Source organism: Brevibacillus invocatus, assembly GCF_003710915.1.
Taxonomy (GTDB): Bacteria; Bacillota; Bacilli; order Brevibacillales; family Brevibacillaceae; genus Brevibacillus; species Brevibacillus invocatus.
The window spans coordinates 43987-58078 of the sequence record NZ_RHHR01000009.1 but is presented as its reverse complement, the minus strand read 5'-3'; the positions used below and the strand labels follow the sequence as shown (position 1 = coordinate 58078).

The window sequence follows — 14092 nt, the reverse complement described above, 5'->3', positions numbered from 1 at the left end:
GCTAGGCTTCCTTTCACAGTGGAGGAAGCCTGATTTTGCTAACGGAATGTGTGGTGTATTTTCCTTGCAAAGCAGGAGAAAATCGAAAAAGATGGAATCATATGAAAGCGTGAACATCATGTTAAGGTGCGAGGAGTGAAAAACGATGAGTCAAAAGGAAATCGTTATTGCCAGTGCCGTACGTACAGCAATCGGGAGTTTTCAAGGGGCGCTCGCGGGGATTAGTGCTACGCAGCTGGGCGGTATTGTATTAGAAGCAGCATTGGAGCGTGCTGGAGTATCCAGGGACGCTGTAGATGAAGTCATTATGGGCAACGTGCTGCAGGCAGGGCTTGGTCAGAATCCGGCACGTCAGGCTTCCATTCGTGCAGGCTTGGCTCATGAAGTGCCATCGTTGACGATCAATAAGGTATGCGGCTCCGGTTTGAAAGCTGTTCACCTGGCCGTACAAGCAATCGTAAGCGGCGATTCGGATGTCGTTCTGGCTGGCGGTATGGAAAATATGAGTCAGGCGCCTTATCTTATGGAAGGAGCGCGCTCTGGCTATCGTATGGGCGATCAAAAAGTCGTCGACTCCATGATTCGCGATGGTCTCTGGTGTGCGTTCAACGATTACCACATGGGGATTACGGCAGAAAATCTGTGCAGCAAGTATGAGATCGGCCGCGAGGAGCAGGACGAGTTTGCAGCCTGGAGCCAGGAAAAGGCGCAGCAGGCCTTGGCGAGCGGACGCTTCCAGGAAGAGATCGTGCCTGTACCAATTCCCCAACGAAAAGGCGAGCCGGTGCAGTTCCAGGTAGATGAGTTTCCACGCGCTGGCGTAACGGCTGAGGGACTGGGCAAATTAAAGCCGGCCTTCAAAAAGGATGGCAGCGTAACGGCTGGTAATGCATCAGGTATTAACGATGGCGCAGCAGCTCTTTTGATCATGTCAAAAGAAAAGGCAGATGAGCTAGGTGTAAAACCGCTTGCTCGAATTATTGCCAATGCGAGCGCAGGAGTCGACCCAAGCATCATGGGCTACGGTCCGGTACCAGCAACACAGCGCGTTCTGGATAAAGCGGGCCTTTCCCTCGAGCAGATGGATCTGATCGAAGCCAACGAAGCATTTGCCGTACAGTCCTTGGCAGTAGGCAAAGCGCTAGGCTTGGATCGTGAGAAATTGAACGTCAATGGTGGGGCAATCGCGCTAGGCCATCCAATCGGTGCAAGTGGCGCCAGAATCCTCGTAACGCTCGTTCACGAATTACAAAAGCGTGAAGGGGTAAAATATGGTTTAGCAACCCTGTGTATTGGTGGCGGACAAGGCGTTGCAACAGTTGTCGAAAAGATTTGATTCTAGCATTTGGAGGAATTGTGAACGGTTTGTGTACACAATGAGACCTAGATTGACAAAAGGAATAATTCTTCGTTAATATGGATGAGGGCAAAGGGGCTATTTTCACCTTCCCTCTCCTTATAAATGAAAGGAGAACGTCCTGTGCCAAAAATCGATAATCCTTGGCGAGCCATTACACTGGTCACCTTGATCGGTGGAGACTTGGCCATTTGTGTTGTTGGGGGAGTACTTCTCGGCAAATATCTGGATGGTCTCTTCGCTACCAACCCTTTATTTCTAGTGGTTGGCCTGCTGTTAGGATTGGGTGTGGGCGTTTATAGCGTCTATCGCATAGTTCGGGGCTATCTCTAGGGAGATGGAAGATGCAAACGTTTACCGCGGCTATACGAGCTACATTTCGTTATGCCTTTTTCTGCGTATCGATCGTCTTGATACTGTGGGCACTGTTGCCAGAGTATCGGATTTTCTTGCAAAGCCTTTTGCTCGGAATGAGCGGAAGTCTCATGAATGGTGCAGTGTTGTTTAGCAAAGTCTGGCGAGTAGGTCAGAGTACTATCGATCCTGGCGTGCGGCCGAAAGGAACTGGCATGTTGACGCGCATTTTGGTAGCGGGATTTGCCGTCTTCCTTACGATTCGCTTTCCAGAGACGTTCGTGGTATCGGGCGTTTTGATCGGTCTGTTCCTCTATTTGGTGCTAGGCTCTATTTTTGTGTATCGCTCCTTTAAATAGATTGCATCTGGTTTTCTTATGTACATGCACATTTTTGCAGCAGATTCACGCGGAAGAAAGGGGTGAAATACATGCATTATACGCTGCGATTTGAATGGATGGGAATGGTGTTTGACATACCCACACTCATCATGATGGTGGTAACCACTCTAATCGTGATATGGCTTATCCTGAGACTGACTCGCAACCTGCAGTCAGGTGTTCCTGGCAAAGGGCAAAACTTCTTGGAGTGGATTGTTGACTTCGTAAGAGGGATTGCTGGACAGTTTATGGATACGAAGACGGCTTTCCGTTTTATCGGGTTGGGAGTTGCTTTGATTCTCTATATCCTGATCGGGAACTGGCTGGGTCTAGCAACAAACGTGATGACAGCTCATCACAATACTGCTGATCAGCAAGCAAGTGAAAGTTTTATCAAGCTGATTACGATCTCAGGAACGGAAGAAGCTGAGTTAGCAAAACGGGAGATAGTCATGGAAGAACTGACCTCCCAAGATCCGAACAGTCACGGGGTTGTAGTGGCTTGGTGGAAATCACCGACCGCAGCACCAAGTGTGACGTTTGCACTGGCTTTTGTCGTGCTCTTGTATTCTCATATCATCGGGATTCAGAAGAGTTTTGGAGGATGGGCGAAGCATACACTGCTCAATCCATTACACATTCTTGAAGAGTTCGTCATTAAACCTCTCACGCTTCCACTTCGTTTGTTTGGTAACATCTTTGCGGGTGAGATCTTGATCGCATTCCTGCTTTCCTTGGGAGTTCTCGGATCGATTCCGTTGTTCGTCTGGCTTGGATACTCTGTTTTTGTTGGTGCCGTTCAAGCGTACATCTTTACAACGCTCACAATGGTTTATATTTCCCAGCAGGCAAATGACCAACATTAATGTTCTAGGATATTCCTAATGCTTACACAATACTAAGGAGGTTTTTAAACAATGGAAGGTTTGGCTTTGGCAATTGGTATCGTATTTGGTCTCGCAGCATTCGGTGCTGCAATCGGTAACTCCCTCGTAATTTCTAAAACAATTGATGGCGTTGCTCGTCAACCAGAAGCAAGAAGCAGCCTGATGGGTATCATGTTCCTTGGTTTGGGTCTGGTCGAGGCGGTTCCAATTATCGCAGTAGCTATCGGTTTCATGCTCTACGGTAAGCTGTAATTGGAACAATAAAAGTAAGATAGGCGAGGGCTCGACCTTCGCCTTCCTTTTGTAAAAAAAGTTACGTATGATGTTATCCATTTATTAAGATATTCTCCTGCTACTGAGGAAGGAGTGAAAAGCATGTTAGACTTAGGTGCCGTATCCCTTGAGTGGGGGTCGATGCTTACCCAGGCTATCGTATTCTTGATTTTGCTGTGGGTTGTAAACAAGTATGCAATGGGGCCGCTTATGGCCGTTATGGAAAAACGCCGTCAGCATGTTGAGAACGAAATCAGTTCTGCTGAACGCAATCGCCAAGAAGCGGAAGCGCTTCTGGCTGAACAACGCAAGGTTCTGGATGAAGCTCGTGCTGAATCCAAGGCAATCATCGACCGTGCTGTAAAGCAAGCGTCTGATGAAGCTGCCAAAATCGTAGCAGAAGCACAAGCTGCGACAGAAAGCATGAAAGCAGGCGCAAAAGCTGAGCTGGCTCGTGAAGTAGAAAAAGCGAAAGCTGAACTGCGCGGCGAATTGACCAGCATTTCCGTACTCTTGGCTTCCAAGATCATCGAGAAAGAACTGGATGAAGCATCGCAAAAATCTACCGTTGATAAGTTTCTCGCACAAGTGGGAGATCGCTTATGAGTAGCGCGGTAGGAAAGCGTTACGCTCGTGCCTTGTTTGATGTGGCGAGCGAACGTGGGAAAATCGACCAGGTAGAGGCAGATCTGGGTGCGATCGTGCAAGCTGTAGAGCAAAGCGAAGATCTCTCCAAAATCATCCTCCACCCGCATATTGCGGCGGCTGCCAAGCAATCGCTGGTTGATGACCTGTTCAAAAGCCACGTGGGAGAAGAGACTTTCAACTTCCTGGGCGTCCTGATTGAAAATGGACGCGAATTGCAACTGGTTGATATCTATCGTTCCTTTGTCCAACTGGCAAACGACGCGCGTGGGATTGCGGATGCAGTCGTAACCAGTGCTCAACCACTCAGCTCCGAAGAGCAAGCGGAATTGGCAGAGAAGTTCGGACAAACATTGAATAAAAAGCTGCGTCTGACTGCAGTAGTAGATCCGTCTATTCTGGGTGGGATCATCATCAAGATTGGCGACCGTCTATACGATGGCAGCATGAAGACCAAGCTGGAATCCTTCGCGCAAAAAGCGTAAGGCAGGCAGTACCTCTACTAAGAAGTTGGATGAATGGGGTGAATGAAGTGAGTGCAATCAGACCAGAAGAGATTAGCTCCCTCATCAAAGAGCGGATCGCTAACTTTAAATCTGAAATCGAAGTTGTGGATGTTGGCACAGTCATCCAGGTAGGTGACGGTATTGCCCGCATTCACGGTTTGGAAAAAGCCATGCAAGGGGAGCTTCTCGAGTTCCAAAATGGCGTAATGGGTATGGTACTCAACTTGGAAGAAGATAACGTGGGTGCGGTTATCATGGGGCCTTTCCGTGACATTAAGGAAGGCGACACAGTGAAACGTACAGGTCGCGTTATGGAGGTTCCTGTTGGTGAAGCAATGCTTGGCCGCGTCGTGAACCCATTGGGTCAACCGATCGATGGTCAAGGACCAATCGCGAACGATGGCTTCCGTCCGATCGAAAGCCCAGCTCCTGGTGTAATGGCACGTAAATCCGTACATGAACCACTGCAAACCGGTATCAAAGCGATTGACGCGATGATTCCAGTTGGCCGCGGACAGCGTGAATTGATCATTGGTGACCGTCAAACCGGTAAAACAGCGGTAGCTCTGGACACCATTATCAACCAAAAAGGCCAAAACATGATTTGTATCTACGTGGCGATCGGTCAAAAGCAATCGACTGTTGCTAACATCGTAGAAACCCTGCGTAAAGCAGGCGCTCTGGAATACACAATCGTCGTATCCGCTACAGCTTCTGACCCAGCTCCGATGCTGTACCTGGCTCCTTATACCGGTGTAACCATGGGTGAGTACTTCATGTACAAAGGACAACACGTTCTCTGCGTGTATGATGACCTGTCCAAACAGGCTGCCGCATACCGCGAAATGTCCCTGTTGCTCCGTCGTCCTCCAGGCCGTGAAGCGTACCCTGGTGACGTATTCTACTTGCACTCCCGTTTGTTGGAGCGCGCAGCGAAGCTTTCCGATGATTTGGGTGCCGGATCCATTACGGCTCTGCCATTTATCGAAACACAAGCAGGCGATATCTCCGCATACATTCCGACCAACGTGATCTCCATCACTGACGGTCAGATCTTCCTTGAGACTGACCTCTTCAACGCAGGTCAACGTCCTGCCGTGAACACGGGTCTTTCCGTATCCCGTGTAGGTGGTTCGGCGCAAATTAAAGCCATGAAAAAGGTAGCAGGTCCACTCAAGCTCGAGTTGGCTCAATACCGTGAGTTGGCAGCATTTGCGCAGTTCGGTTCCGACCTGGATAAAGCGACTCAAGCACGTTTGACTCGTGGTGAGCGCTTGATGGAAATCATGAAGCAAGGTCAATTCGAACCAATGCCAGTCGAGAAGCAAGTAGCTTCTATTTATACAGCAACAAGAGGTTTCATCGACGATATTCCAGTTGCAGACGTTGGCCGCTTTGAGAAAGAGCTTCTGTCTTACCTGGAATCCAACGCACCACAATTGTTGGAGCATATCCGTACGACAAAAGATCTTCCAGATGAAAAAGAATTTAACGCGGCGATCGAACAGTTCAAAAAGGGCTTTTCGGTAACGCGCTAATTATTCACGGTTTGACATCAGATGCATGCCGGGCGGTATCGCTCGGGCATGCGTTCTCAAGGTGGTGAAAACGAGTGGCTAAAGGAATTCGCGAGATTCGACGCAGTATTAAAAGTACAAAAAATACGCGCCAGATCACCAAAGCGATGAAAATGGTGGCGGCTGCCAAGCTTCGCCGCAATCAGGAGCGAGCTGAAGCAGCGCGTCCCTATGCTGATAAAATTCAGGAAGTGATCGCAAGCATTGCGAGCGGTACGTCTGGCTCCAAGCATCCGATGCTGCAGTCGCGTCCAGTGAAAAAGACCGGTTACATCGTCATTACATCTGACCGTGGACTTGCTGGCGGTTACAATGCCAATATGCTTCGAGCAGTCGTGAACACCATTGCTGAAAAGCATAAGTCCAAGGATGAGTATGGGATATTTGTAATCGGACGAAAGGGTCGTGACTTTTTCACCAAGCGCGGCTACCCCGTTCTGGAAGAGATTACTGGCCTGAAAGACAACCCGTCCTTTGCGGATATCAAAAAAGTCGCAGGAAACGCCGTACAATATTTTTCTGATGAAAAGATTGATGAGCTGTACCTGTGCTATAACAAGTTCCAAAGTGCGATTACGCAGATCCCGACCGTAAAACGCTTGCTGCCGTTGGAAGCCCCTGAAGGCAACACGGAGCGCAAGATGGATTACGAGTATGAGCCGTCCTCGGAGGAAGTACTGAGCGTCTTGCTGCCGAAGTATGCGGAAACACTGGTGTACAGCGCCTTGCTTGAAGCGAAGGCGTCCGAAGAAGGTTCCCGTATGACTGCTATGGGCAACGCGACAGACAACGCAACAGACATGATTAATCGTTACACGTTGCAGTACAACCGTGCCCGTCAGGCAGCTATTACACAAGAAATTTCCGAGATCGTCGCAGGTGCCAACGCACAGGCGTAATGGCAGCGAATAGCTCCCAATTTAGCTTTACAGGAGGGAAAAAGTAACATGGCGAATGGACGCGTGGTTCAGGTAATGGGTCCGGTTGTTGACATCGAGTTCGACCGCGGACACCTACCTGCCATTTACAATGCGATCAAAATTCAGCATAAAGCACAAAGCGCTGGAGAGCGCGACATCGATTTGACCGTCGAGGTTGCGACTCACCTGGGTGACAACATGGTTCGTACCGTAGCGATGTCTTCCACCGATGGTCTGGTTCGCGGTATGGAAGCGGTTGATACTGGTGCATCTATCTCCGTTCCAGTAGGTGCTGTTACCCTCGGACGCGTATTTAACGTACTGGGTGAACCAATCGACCTGCAGGAATTGGGTAACGTAGAACGTCGTGACCCTATTCACCGCAAAGCCCCTGAATTCGTAGACCAAGCGACAACGGTTGAGATCCTGGAAACAGGTATCAAAGTTATTGACTTGCTCGCTCCGTATATCAAGGGTGGTAAGATTGGTCTGTTCGGTGGTGCGGGTGTAGGTAAAACCGTTACCATTCAAGAGCTGATCAACAACATCGCGCAAGAGCACGGCGGTATCTCCGTATTTGCCGGTGTAGGTGAGCGTACCCGTGAAGGGAACGACTTGTACCATGAGATGAAAGACGCAGGCGTTCTGCCGAAAACCGCGATGGTATTCGGTCAAATGAACGAACCACCTGGTGCTCGTCTTCGTGTAGCATTGACTGGTCTGACTATGGCGGAATACTTCCGTGATGAAGAAGGCCGTGACGTGTTGCTGTTTATCGATAACATTTTCCGCTTTACTCAAGCGGGTTCTGAAGTATCCGCTCTCTTGGGCCGTATGCCATCTGCGGTAGGTTACCAACCAACCCTGGCTACTGAGATGGGTCAATTGCAAGAGCGTATTACTTCCACGAAAAAAGGTTCCGTAACGTCCATTCAAGCGATCTACGTACCAGCGGATGACTATACTGACCCGGCTCCCGCTACTACGTTTGCTCACTTGGACGCGACAACCAACCTGGAGCGTTCCATCGCTGAGTTGGGGATCTTCCCTGCGGTTGACCCACTCGCGTCTACTTCCCGTGCTCTGTCTCCAGACGTTGTAGGTCAAGAACACTACGACGTAGCACGTGGCGTGCAAAAAATCCTGCAACGCTACAAAGAGTTGCAAGATATCATCGCGATTCTCGGTATGGACGAGTTGAGCGACGAGGACAAACAAGTCGTTGGACGCGCTCGCCGCATTCAACGTTTCCTGTCCCAGTCCTTCCACGTTGCCGAACAATTTACCGGTAACCCAGGACAATACGTGCCTCTGAAAGAAACCGTTCGCAGCTTCAAGGAGATTCTCGAAGGCAAGCACGATCATCTGCCAGAGAGCGCATTCCTCTATGTAGGTACGATTGAAGAAGCTGTTGAAAGAGCGAAATCCATGGCGTAAGACACCCTGGAAAGGGGAGACCAGTAAGTGAGTAAGATGACAGTTGAAGTCGTAACTCCTGAACGGGTTGTCTACAGTGGTCAAGCCTCAATGGTCATTGCCCGCGGCGTTCAAGGGGATCTCGGTATCTTGCCTAAACATATGCCGATGGTTACCCCGTTGAAAATAGCGCCTGTTCAAATCAAGGTAGAAGGCGATCAAGTAGTGCGGATGGCTGTAAGCGGCGGCTTCATGGAAGTGCGTGGCGACAAAGTAACCATCCTCGCTGAAACAGCTGAAATGCCAGGAGATATTGACGTTGAGCGCGCGAAGGCATCCAAAGGGCGTGCCGAAAAGCGCTTGTCCGAGAAGTATCCTGAGCTCGATGTTCAGCGTGCTGAACGTTCACTGCAACGTGCTCTTGCACGTATTGATGTGACGAAGTAAGCAGGTATCCCCGCACCCTTTGTGGTTGCGGGGATTTTTCGTGTAGGACACAAAGAAATACACTGGTTTTGGGCACGATGCATGAGCAGACCTGCTTTGCGGGCATGATATTTGAAGTTGGTAATTCCTCGGTATTTCTGTGTATAATAGACCTAATGCCCTGCCAATTAACATTTTTTTCATTTGGGACGTACTGTATTGGCGAATGGGAATAAAGGAGAGTGTAAGTGATGCAAACGATTCGCGATATTCGTCAAAACAATAATGGGATTGTCATTCCAAGCGGCTTTACGGCAAACGGCTGGTCCAACGTATTGCCCCATGAAATGAACGTCCTGTTTCAAGCTCTCTGCTTTGTTGTCACTAAATTCGAGACGAAAGCAGAAATGGAAAAGGAACTAAACGAATTCAAGGGACTTCAAGGAACCTTTGCTCCGCCAACACCTGACATGTTCAAGTCTGAGAGTGACTATGAAGGCTATGTGAAGCTGTTGAACAAGCACAAGGCATTCTTTAGCCGTTCCAACTACGAATATCCAAGCTCCCGTGAAGAAGCCGTCCAGCTCTTTTCCAAATGGGGCTTGTTGATTGACAAGCAAGATGTTTGGGATATCCCAGTACAGCCCTTCCCAGATGTCATCAATCTGTTTGAGCTGACAGAGGCGGAGCAATTGGCGCTGTCCTATGTCAAGCTGGAAGCATTGGTGCATCCCATGTTCAGCAAGTTGATCATGCAATTGCATGAACATGATGAGAACACCTTCAACTTGTCTAAAGATGAGCTGAAAGAGATGTTGAATACGAACGACGAGATGCTGTCCGAAGTATTGATCAAGCTGACACCATATTTGGAAGAGGCTATTGATAATATGCTTGAGATTCCAGACGATGAGAAAATGAAATTTACAGTCGTGTGGGAACGCGTATACGAAGACTTCCTGGGTCAGCAGTTTGGTAATAACGTTCAATAATGCGTTTGGCCAAGCCTTTACAGAGCCACACTTAGAATATGCATGAACGTTTGGAAAAACTTAGGGAAATTTTCTCTGAGTTTTTTCCTTTATATACCTGAGGTGGAAGGCTTTCGTTAGACACTCTCTGGCGGATTTGCTATAATGATAAAGGTATTTTTTTCTAGCAGTATCAGAATGCGTAAGGAAAGATCGAAAGGAGAACCACATCTTTAAAAGGCAGAAAAAACAGTTTTTTACCATGAGGGACAGAAGGGAACGTGGGTAATGGACATCTATACCAACAATTACGTCATTGTCGCCATTTTTTTGATTCTTGGTGTGTTGTTGCCCGTGGCTACTGTTAGCTTTGTTGGCCCGTTGTTGCGTCCGAAAAAACCGACTGCAGAAAAACAAACGACTTATGAAAGCGGTAACATTCCAGTTGGTGACAGTTGGGTTCGCTTCAATGTAAAGTATTACATCTTTGCCTTGATGTTTGTGATTTTTGATGTAGAGACGCTCTTTCTATACCCGTGGGCTGTTGCTTACAAAGAACTTGGTCTTTTTGCACTGGTAGAAATGGCGATCTTTATCACCTTGCTAGTCGTTGGATTGATTTACGCATGGAGAAAGAAGGTGCTGGAATGGAACTAGACCTGACGAGCATTGCGCCTGAACTGCAAGAAGAATTGGATAGGAACGTCATGTTTACAACACTGGAAACGGTAAAGGGTTGGGTGCGAAGCAATTCGCTCTGGCCTTTAACTTTTGGTTTGGCCTGTTGTGCGATTGAGATGATGGGTGCAGGTGGGGCGCGTTATGACCTGGACCGTTTTGGTGTGATTTTTCGCGCCTCGCCGAGACAATCCGACGTGATGATCGTAGCGGGTACGGTAACCAAAAAAATGGCACCGTTGCTGCGCCGATTGTACGATCAAATGCCTGAGCCGAAATGGGTCATTGCGATGGGCTCCTGTGCGACAGCCGGTGGTCCGTACGTAAAATCCTACAGCGTGGTCAAAGGTGTTGACCAGATTGTTCCGGTGGATGTATATATACCGGGTTGTCCACCTAATCCTGCAGCGTTGATCTATGGGATTAACAAGCTACAAGAAAAGATTCGCTATGAGGCGAAGACTGGGAAGCAGGTGACCAGTCGATGACGGAAGAGAATCGCAAACCGACGCCGGAGGAAAAAGCAAAAGCAGCCGCTGAGGCAATGGCCAAGGCAAGAGCGGCGAAGGAAGCGAAGGAAGCCGCCGCTCAAGCAGAAGCGAGTACTCCTGCTACTGAATCCGCACCAGCGAGCAAGCCAGTCTCGGAAATGACGCCGGAAGAAAAGGCAGCCGCGAAAAAAGCGGCAGCTGCAGAAGCGCTCGCAAAAGCCAAGGCGGCGAAGGAAGCGGCAGAGCAAGGCGAAGAGGCAGGTAGTGACGCCGACGCAAAGGCAAAAGCTGCGGCAGCAGCGAAAGCCAAGGCAGCCGCAGCTGCAGCAGCGAAAGCAAAAGCGGCACGTGAAGCAGCTGGTCAAGGTGGCGACGAGGGCGGAGACGATGCCAAGGCGAAAGCAGCGGCTGCTGCCAAAGCAAAAGCTGCAGCGGCAGCAGCGGCAAAAGCGAAAGCTGCCCAAGCATCTGGAGAAGCAGGCGGAGAAGAAGAGACTCCAAAAGCTCCTTCCAAAAATCAGCCTTATCTCGACAAGTATGTGGCTCGTCTGACAGAAGCGTTTGGCGCTGATGTACTGGAGGCCTCCTATATTAATGAATTGAGTAAAGAGGTTCCGACTTTGGTGATTCAAAATGAGCGATGGCACGACGTCGCGACTTTTCTTAAAAATGACGAACAGCTCGCCTTTGATTACCTGTCGGATTTGCATGGAGTCGATTACGAAGATCGATTAGAAGTCTATTACCATTTCTATTCTTATAAAAATCAGCAAAGCGTTGCCGTAAAAGTCAAAACAGGACGAGAACAGGCAAGCGTGGCATCCGTGATGGATTTGTGGCAGGGGGCCAACTGGAACGAACGGGAAACTTTCGACTTGCTCGGGATTCATTTCCCGGGACATAGCGATTTGCGTCGGATTTTGCTGCCGGATGATTGGGTAGGATATCCGCTGCGCAAGGATTACGTGCAATACGACGAGGAGGTGTAGCAGATGAACCAGAACATCCTCACGACACATGTAGAGACCTCTTCTGATACAGGTATTCGAACCGAAGAGATGCTCTTGAACGTCGGCCCTCAGCATCCAAGCACGCACGGCGTTTTTCGTTTGGTAGTGAAAATCGACGGGGAAACGATTAAGGAAGCCATTCCTGTTATGGGTTACCTTCACCGTGGCACGGAAAAGCTGGCGGAGAACCTGACGTACACACAGATTATTCCGTATACCGACCGGATGGACTACGTATCAGGCATGACGAACAACTATGTATTATGCCATGCCGTAGAGACGATGATGGGTTTGGAAATTCCGGAGCGTGCCCAGTTTCTTCGATTGATCGCGATGGAATTGAATCGCGTAGCCAGCCATCTGGTCTGGTGGGGAACGTTTTTGCTGGACCTTGGAGCAATGGGCCCCTTTCTCTATGCGTTCCGCGATCGGGAAAAAATCCTGGATTTGTTCAATGAGCTGTGCGGTGCCCGCATGACGTTCAACTACATGCGCATCGGTGGCGTCAAATGGGATGCCCCTCCAGGCTGGATCGAGAAAACAAAGGAATTTGTTCAATACATGAAGAAGGAATTGGACAGTTACCACCAGCTCGTGACGGGCAATGAAATCTTCCTTAGCCGGATTGAAGGAATCGGCAAGTTTGATGAGAAAACCGCACTTGATTATTCTCTGTCTGGCGTCATGCTTCGCTCTACAGGGGTCAATTGGGATCTGCGCAAGAACGAGCCCTACTGCATCTATGACCGCTTTGAGTTTGATGTTCCGACAGGGACGGGTGGAGATTGTACGACTCGCTACCATCTGAGAATGGCTGAAGTTGTACAGTCATTGCGAATATTGGAACAGGCACTGGAACAGTTCCCTAGCGAAGGGGAAGTGCTTGGAAAAGTACCACGCGTCATTCGTCCTCCTGCTGGTGAGGCCTATGTGAGGATTGAGTCGCCACGTGGGGAGATCGGGTGCTACATTTCCAGTACGGGTAAAGATAAGCCTTGGAGATTGAAATTCAGGCGTCCATCGTTTACCAATCTACAGATCCTGCCCAAATTATTGGAGGGACAAAGCATTTCCAACATGATTGCGATTCTGGGTAGCATCGACATCGTGCTCGGGGAGGTCGACTGTTAATGAGCGAGCTTTTACAGCAGGCACCTTCATTGGGAAATACACTCTGGTTTGTCTTGGCGGCAGTCGTACTGCTGGCTGTATTGCTGGGCTTCGTCACCTATGCGATTTATTTTGAACGAAAAGTAATCGGCTGGATGCAGCTGCGCATCGGTCCCAACCGAGTCGGCCCATTGGGACTTTTGCAAACCGTAGCGGATGTAACCAAGCTGCTGATCAAAGAAGATACGCGACCAAAGAATGCGGATAGAGCTCTCTTTACTCTAGCTCCAATCCTGGCGTATGCTCCTGCATTCGGTGTGCTTGCCGTCATGCCTTTTACAGAGAGCATTCAGTTCGCGGATCTGGGTATTGGCCTTCTCTACTACATTGCATTATCCGGGATTACTGTGTTGGGCGTGATTACGGCAGGCTGGGCCTCCAACAACAAATATTCGCTGATTGGTGGTCTTCGCTCCGCTGCTCAGATGATCAGCTACGAAGTGCCGTTGGTCATGTCCGTTGTAGGGGTCGTGTTGCTGACAGGCAGCATGAACCTCAGAGAGATCGTAGAAGCGCAGCGGGACATGTGGAATATCATTCCGCAATTTCTCGGGTTTGTCGTCTTTATTATTGCGGCACAAGCTGAGCTGAACCGTACGCCATTTGACTTGCCGGAAGCAGAGTCAGAGCTGGTATCCGGTTATCACGTCGAGTACTCCGGTTTTCGCTTTGCGATGTTCATGCTGGCGGAATACGTCTACATGTTCGGGATGGCGACGTTGATCACGGTTCTGTTCCTGGGTGGCTGGTTGCCAATCATTCCGCAATTAGACTTTATCCCGGGAATCATCTGGTTTATATTAAAGTTTTCTGCCTATGTGTTCTTCCAGTTTTGGTTGCGTGCCACGATGCCGCGGATGCGCGTGGATCAGTTGATGTCATTTGCCTGGAAAGTGCTTTTGCCAGTGGCGTTGTTCAATATTTTGCTTACTGCCGTGGTAGTTTCCTATCAAAGTGGCATGTTCTAAGCGAAAGCATGATCCGTCCATGCTTTATTGCAGGGCTTCGCTGAAAGGCTTGGCGCAGTCAAG

The 14092-nt window shown here is 49.3% G+C and carries 17 protein-coding genes; all 17 read left to right on the top strand.

From position 1 onward, the window contains the following. Positions 1-145: 145 nt before the first annotated feature. The 17 genes from EDM52_RS04955 to nuoH all read left to right on the top strand — a co-directional run bounded on the left by EDM52_RS04955 (position 146) and on the right by nuoH (position 14029). Positions 146-1336 carry an acetyl-CoA C-acetyltransferase gene (locus tag EDM52_RS04955; protein WP_122907929.1) on the top strand — a complete coding sequence of 397 codons (1191 nt, stop codon included), beginning with the start codon at positions 146-148 and terminating at the stop codon, positions 1334-1336. A gap of 144 nt (positions 1337-1480) precedes the next feature. Then, the gene (locus EDM52_RS04950; protein WP_122907928.1) at positions 1481-1690 is read left to right on the top strand and encodes an AtpZ/AtpI family protein; all 210 of its coding nucleotides are present in this window, start codon (positions 1481-1483) and stop codon (positions 1688-1690) included. An 11-nt stretch (positions 1691-1701) separates the two neighbouring features. After that, a complete protein-coding gene (locus tag EDM52_RS04945) occupies positions 1702-2070 on the top strand; it encodes an ATP synthase subunit I (RefSeq protein WP_122907927.1) in 369 nt (122 codons plus the stop codon). Positions 2071-2141: 71 nt separating this feature from the next. After that, positions 2142-2957, top strand: coding sequence for a F0F1 ATP synthase subunit A (gene atpB, locus EDM52_RS04940; RefSeq protein ID WP_122907926.1), 816 nt, complete (start codon positions 2142-2144; stop codon positions 2955-2957). 51 nt (positions 2958-3008) lie between these two features. Further along, positions 3009-3230 carry a F0F1 ATP synthase subunit C gene (gene atpE / locus EDM52_RS04935; RefSeq protein WP_057134194.1) on the top strand — a complete coding sequence of 74 codons (222 nt, stop codon included), beginning with the start codon at positions 3009-3011 and terminating at the stop codon, positions 3228-3230. Positions 3231-3353: 123 nt separating this feature from the next. After that, positions 3354-3857 (top strand): F0F1 ATP synthase subunit B, encoded by a 504-nt coding sequence (gene atpF / locus EDM52_RS04930; protein WP_122907925.1) that lies wholly within the window; start codon positions 3354-3356, stop codon positions 3855-3857. Further along, positions 3854-4381: a F0F1 ATP synthase subunit delta gene (locus tag EDM52_RS04925; RefSeq protein ID WP_122907924.1), complete on the top strand. Its 528-nt coding sequence runs from the start codon at positions 3854-3856 to the stop codon at positions 4379-4381. Before atpF ends, EDM52_RS04925 begins: the two co-directional genes overlap by 4 nt. Positions 4382-4428: 47 nt before the next feature. Then, complete coding sequence (gene atpA / locus EDM52_RS04920; protein WP_122908120.1) at positions 4429-5940, top strand: F0F1 ATP synthase subunit alpha; 1512 nt, start codon at positions 4429-4431, stop codon at positions 5938-5940. 74 nt (positions 5941-6014) lie between these two features. Continuing rightward, a complete protein-coding gene (gene atpG / locus EDM52_RS04915) occupies positions 6015-6878 on the top strand; it encodes an ATP synthase F1 subunit gamma (protein ID WP_122907923.1) in 864 nt (287 codons plus the stop codon). Positions 6879-6926: 48 nt separating this feature from the next. After that, complete coding sequence (gene atpD, locus EDM52_RS04910; RefSeq protein ID WP_122907922.1) at positions 6927-8336, top strand: F0F1 ATP synthase subunit beta; 1410 nt, start codon at positions 6927-6929, stop codon at positions 8334-8336. A 27-nt stretch (positions 8337-8363) separates the two neighbouring features. Further along, a complete protein-coding gene (locus tag EDM52_RS04905; protein WP_122907921.1) occupies positions 8364-8762 on the top strand; it encodes a F0F1 ATP synthase subunit epsilon in 399 nt (132 codons plus the stop codon). Positions 8763-8992: 230 nt separating this feature from the next. Further along, a complete protein-coding gene (locus EDM52_RS04900; RefSeq protein WP_122907920.1) occupies positions 8993-9733 on the top strand; it encodes a DUF6042 family protein in 741 nt (246 codons plus the stop codon). 267 nt (positions 9734-10000) lie between these two features. Continuing rightward, positions 10001-10369, top strand: coding sequence for an NADH-quinone oxidoreductase subunit A (locus EDM52_RS04895; protein ID WP_122907919.1), 369 nt, complete (start codon positions 10001-10003; stop codon positions 10367-10369). Then, complete coding sequence (locus EDM52_RS04890; RefSeq protein ID WP_122907918.1) at positions 10360-10878, top strand: NuoB/complex I 20 kDa subunit family protein; 519 nt, start codon at positions 10360-10362, stop codon at positions 10876-10878. The genes EDM52_RS04895 and EDM52_RS04890 overlap by 10 nt, the downstream gene beginning before the upstream one ends. After that, the gene (locus tag EDM52_RS04885; protein WP_122907917.1) at positions 10875-11870 is read left to right on the top strand and encodes an NADH-quinone oxidoreductase subunit C; all 996 of its coding nucleotides are present in this window, start codon (positions 10875-10877) and stop codon (positions 11868-11870) included. The genes EDM52_RS04890 and EDM52_RS04885 overlap by 4 nt, the downstream gene beginning before the upstream one ends. A gap of 3 nt (positions 11871-11873) precedes the next feature. Then, positions 11874-13022 (top strand): NADH-quinone oxidoreductase subunit D, encoded by a 1149-nt coding sequence (locus EDM52_RS04880; protein WP_122907916.1) that lies wholly within the window; start codon positions 11874-11876, stop codon positions 13020-13022. Next, on the top strand, positions 13022-14029 hold the full coding sequence (gene nuoH, locus EDM52_RS04875) for an NADH-quinone oxidoreductase subunit NuoH (protein WP_122907915.1): 1008 nt from the start codon (positions 13022-13024) through the stop codon (positions 14027-14029). Before EDM52_RS04880 ends, nuoH begins: the two co-directional genes overlap by 1 nt. Positions 14030-14092: the final 63 nt, after the last annotated feature.

Bases quoted from the DNA above. Each gene is read 5' to 3' on its own strand.
- EDM52_RS04955 (WP_122907929.1), top strand. From the start codon at position 146: ATGAGTCAAAAGGAAATCGTTATTGCCAGTGCCGTACGTACAGCAATC.
- EDM52_RS04945 (WP_122907927.1), top strand. From the start codon at position 1,702: ATGCAAACGTTTACCGCGGCTATACGAGCTACATTTCGTTATGCCTTT.
- atpB (WP_122907926.1), top strand. From the start codon at position 2,142: ATGCATTATACGCTGCGATTTGAATGGATGGGAATGGTGTTTGACATA.
- atpE (WP_057134194.1), top strand. From the start codon at position 3,009: ATGGAAGGTTTGGCTTTGGCAATTGGTATCGTATTTGGTCTCGCAGCA.
- atpF (WP_122907925.1), top strand. From the start codon at position 3,354: ATGTTAGACTTAGGTGCCGTATCCCTTGAGTGGGGGTCGATGCTTACC.
- EDM52_RS04925 (WP_122907924.1), top strand. From the start codon at position 3,854: ATGAGTAGCGCGGTAGGAAAGCGTTACGCTCGTGCCTTGTTTGATGTG.
- atpD (WP_122907922.1), top strand. From the start codon at position 6,927: ATGGCGAATGGACGCGTGGTTCAGGTAATGGGTCCGGTTGTTGACATC.
- EDM52_RS04900 (WP_122907920.1), top strand. From the start codon at position 8,993: ATGCAAACGATTCGCGATATTCGTCAAAACAATAATGGGATTGTCATT.
- EDM52_RS04895 (WP_122907919.1), top strand. From the start codon at position 10,001: ATGGACATCTATACCAACAATTACGTCATTGTCGCCATTTTTTTGATT.
- EDM52_RS04890 (WP_122907918.1), top strand. From the start codon at position 10,360: ATGGAACTAGACCTGACGAGCATTGCGCCTGAACTGCAAGAAGAATTG.
- EDM52_RS04885 (WP_122907917.1), top strand. From the start codon at position 10,875: ATGACGGAAGAGAATCGCAAACCGACGCCGGAGGAAAAAGCAAAAGCA.
- EDM52_RS04880 (WP_122907916.1), top strand. From the start codon at position 11,874: ATGAACCAGAACATCCTCACGACACATGTAGAGACCTCTTCTGATACA.
- nuoH (WP_122907915.1), top strand. From the start codon at position 13,022: ATGAGCGAGCTTTTACAGCAGGCACCTTCATTGGGAAATACACTCTGG.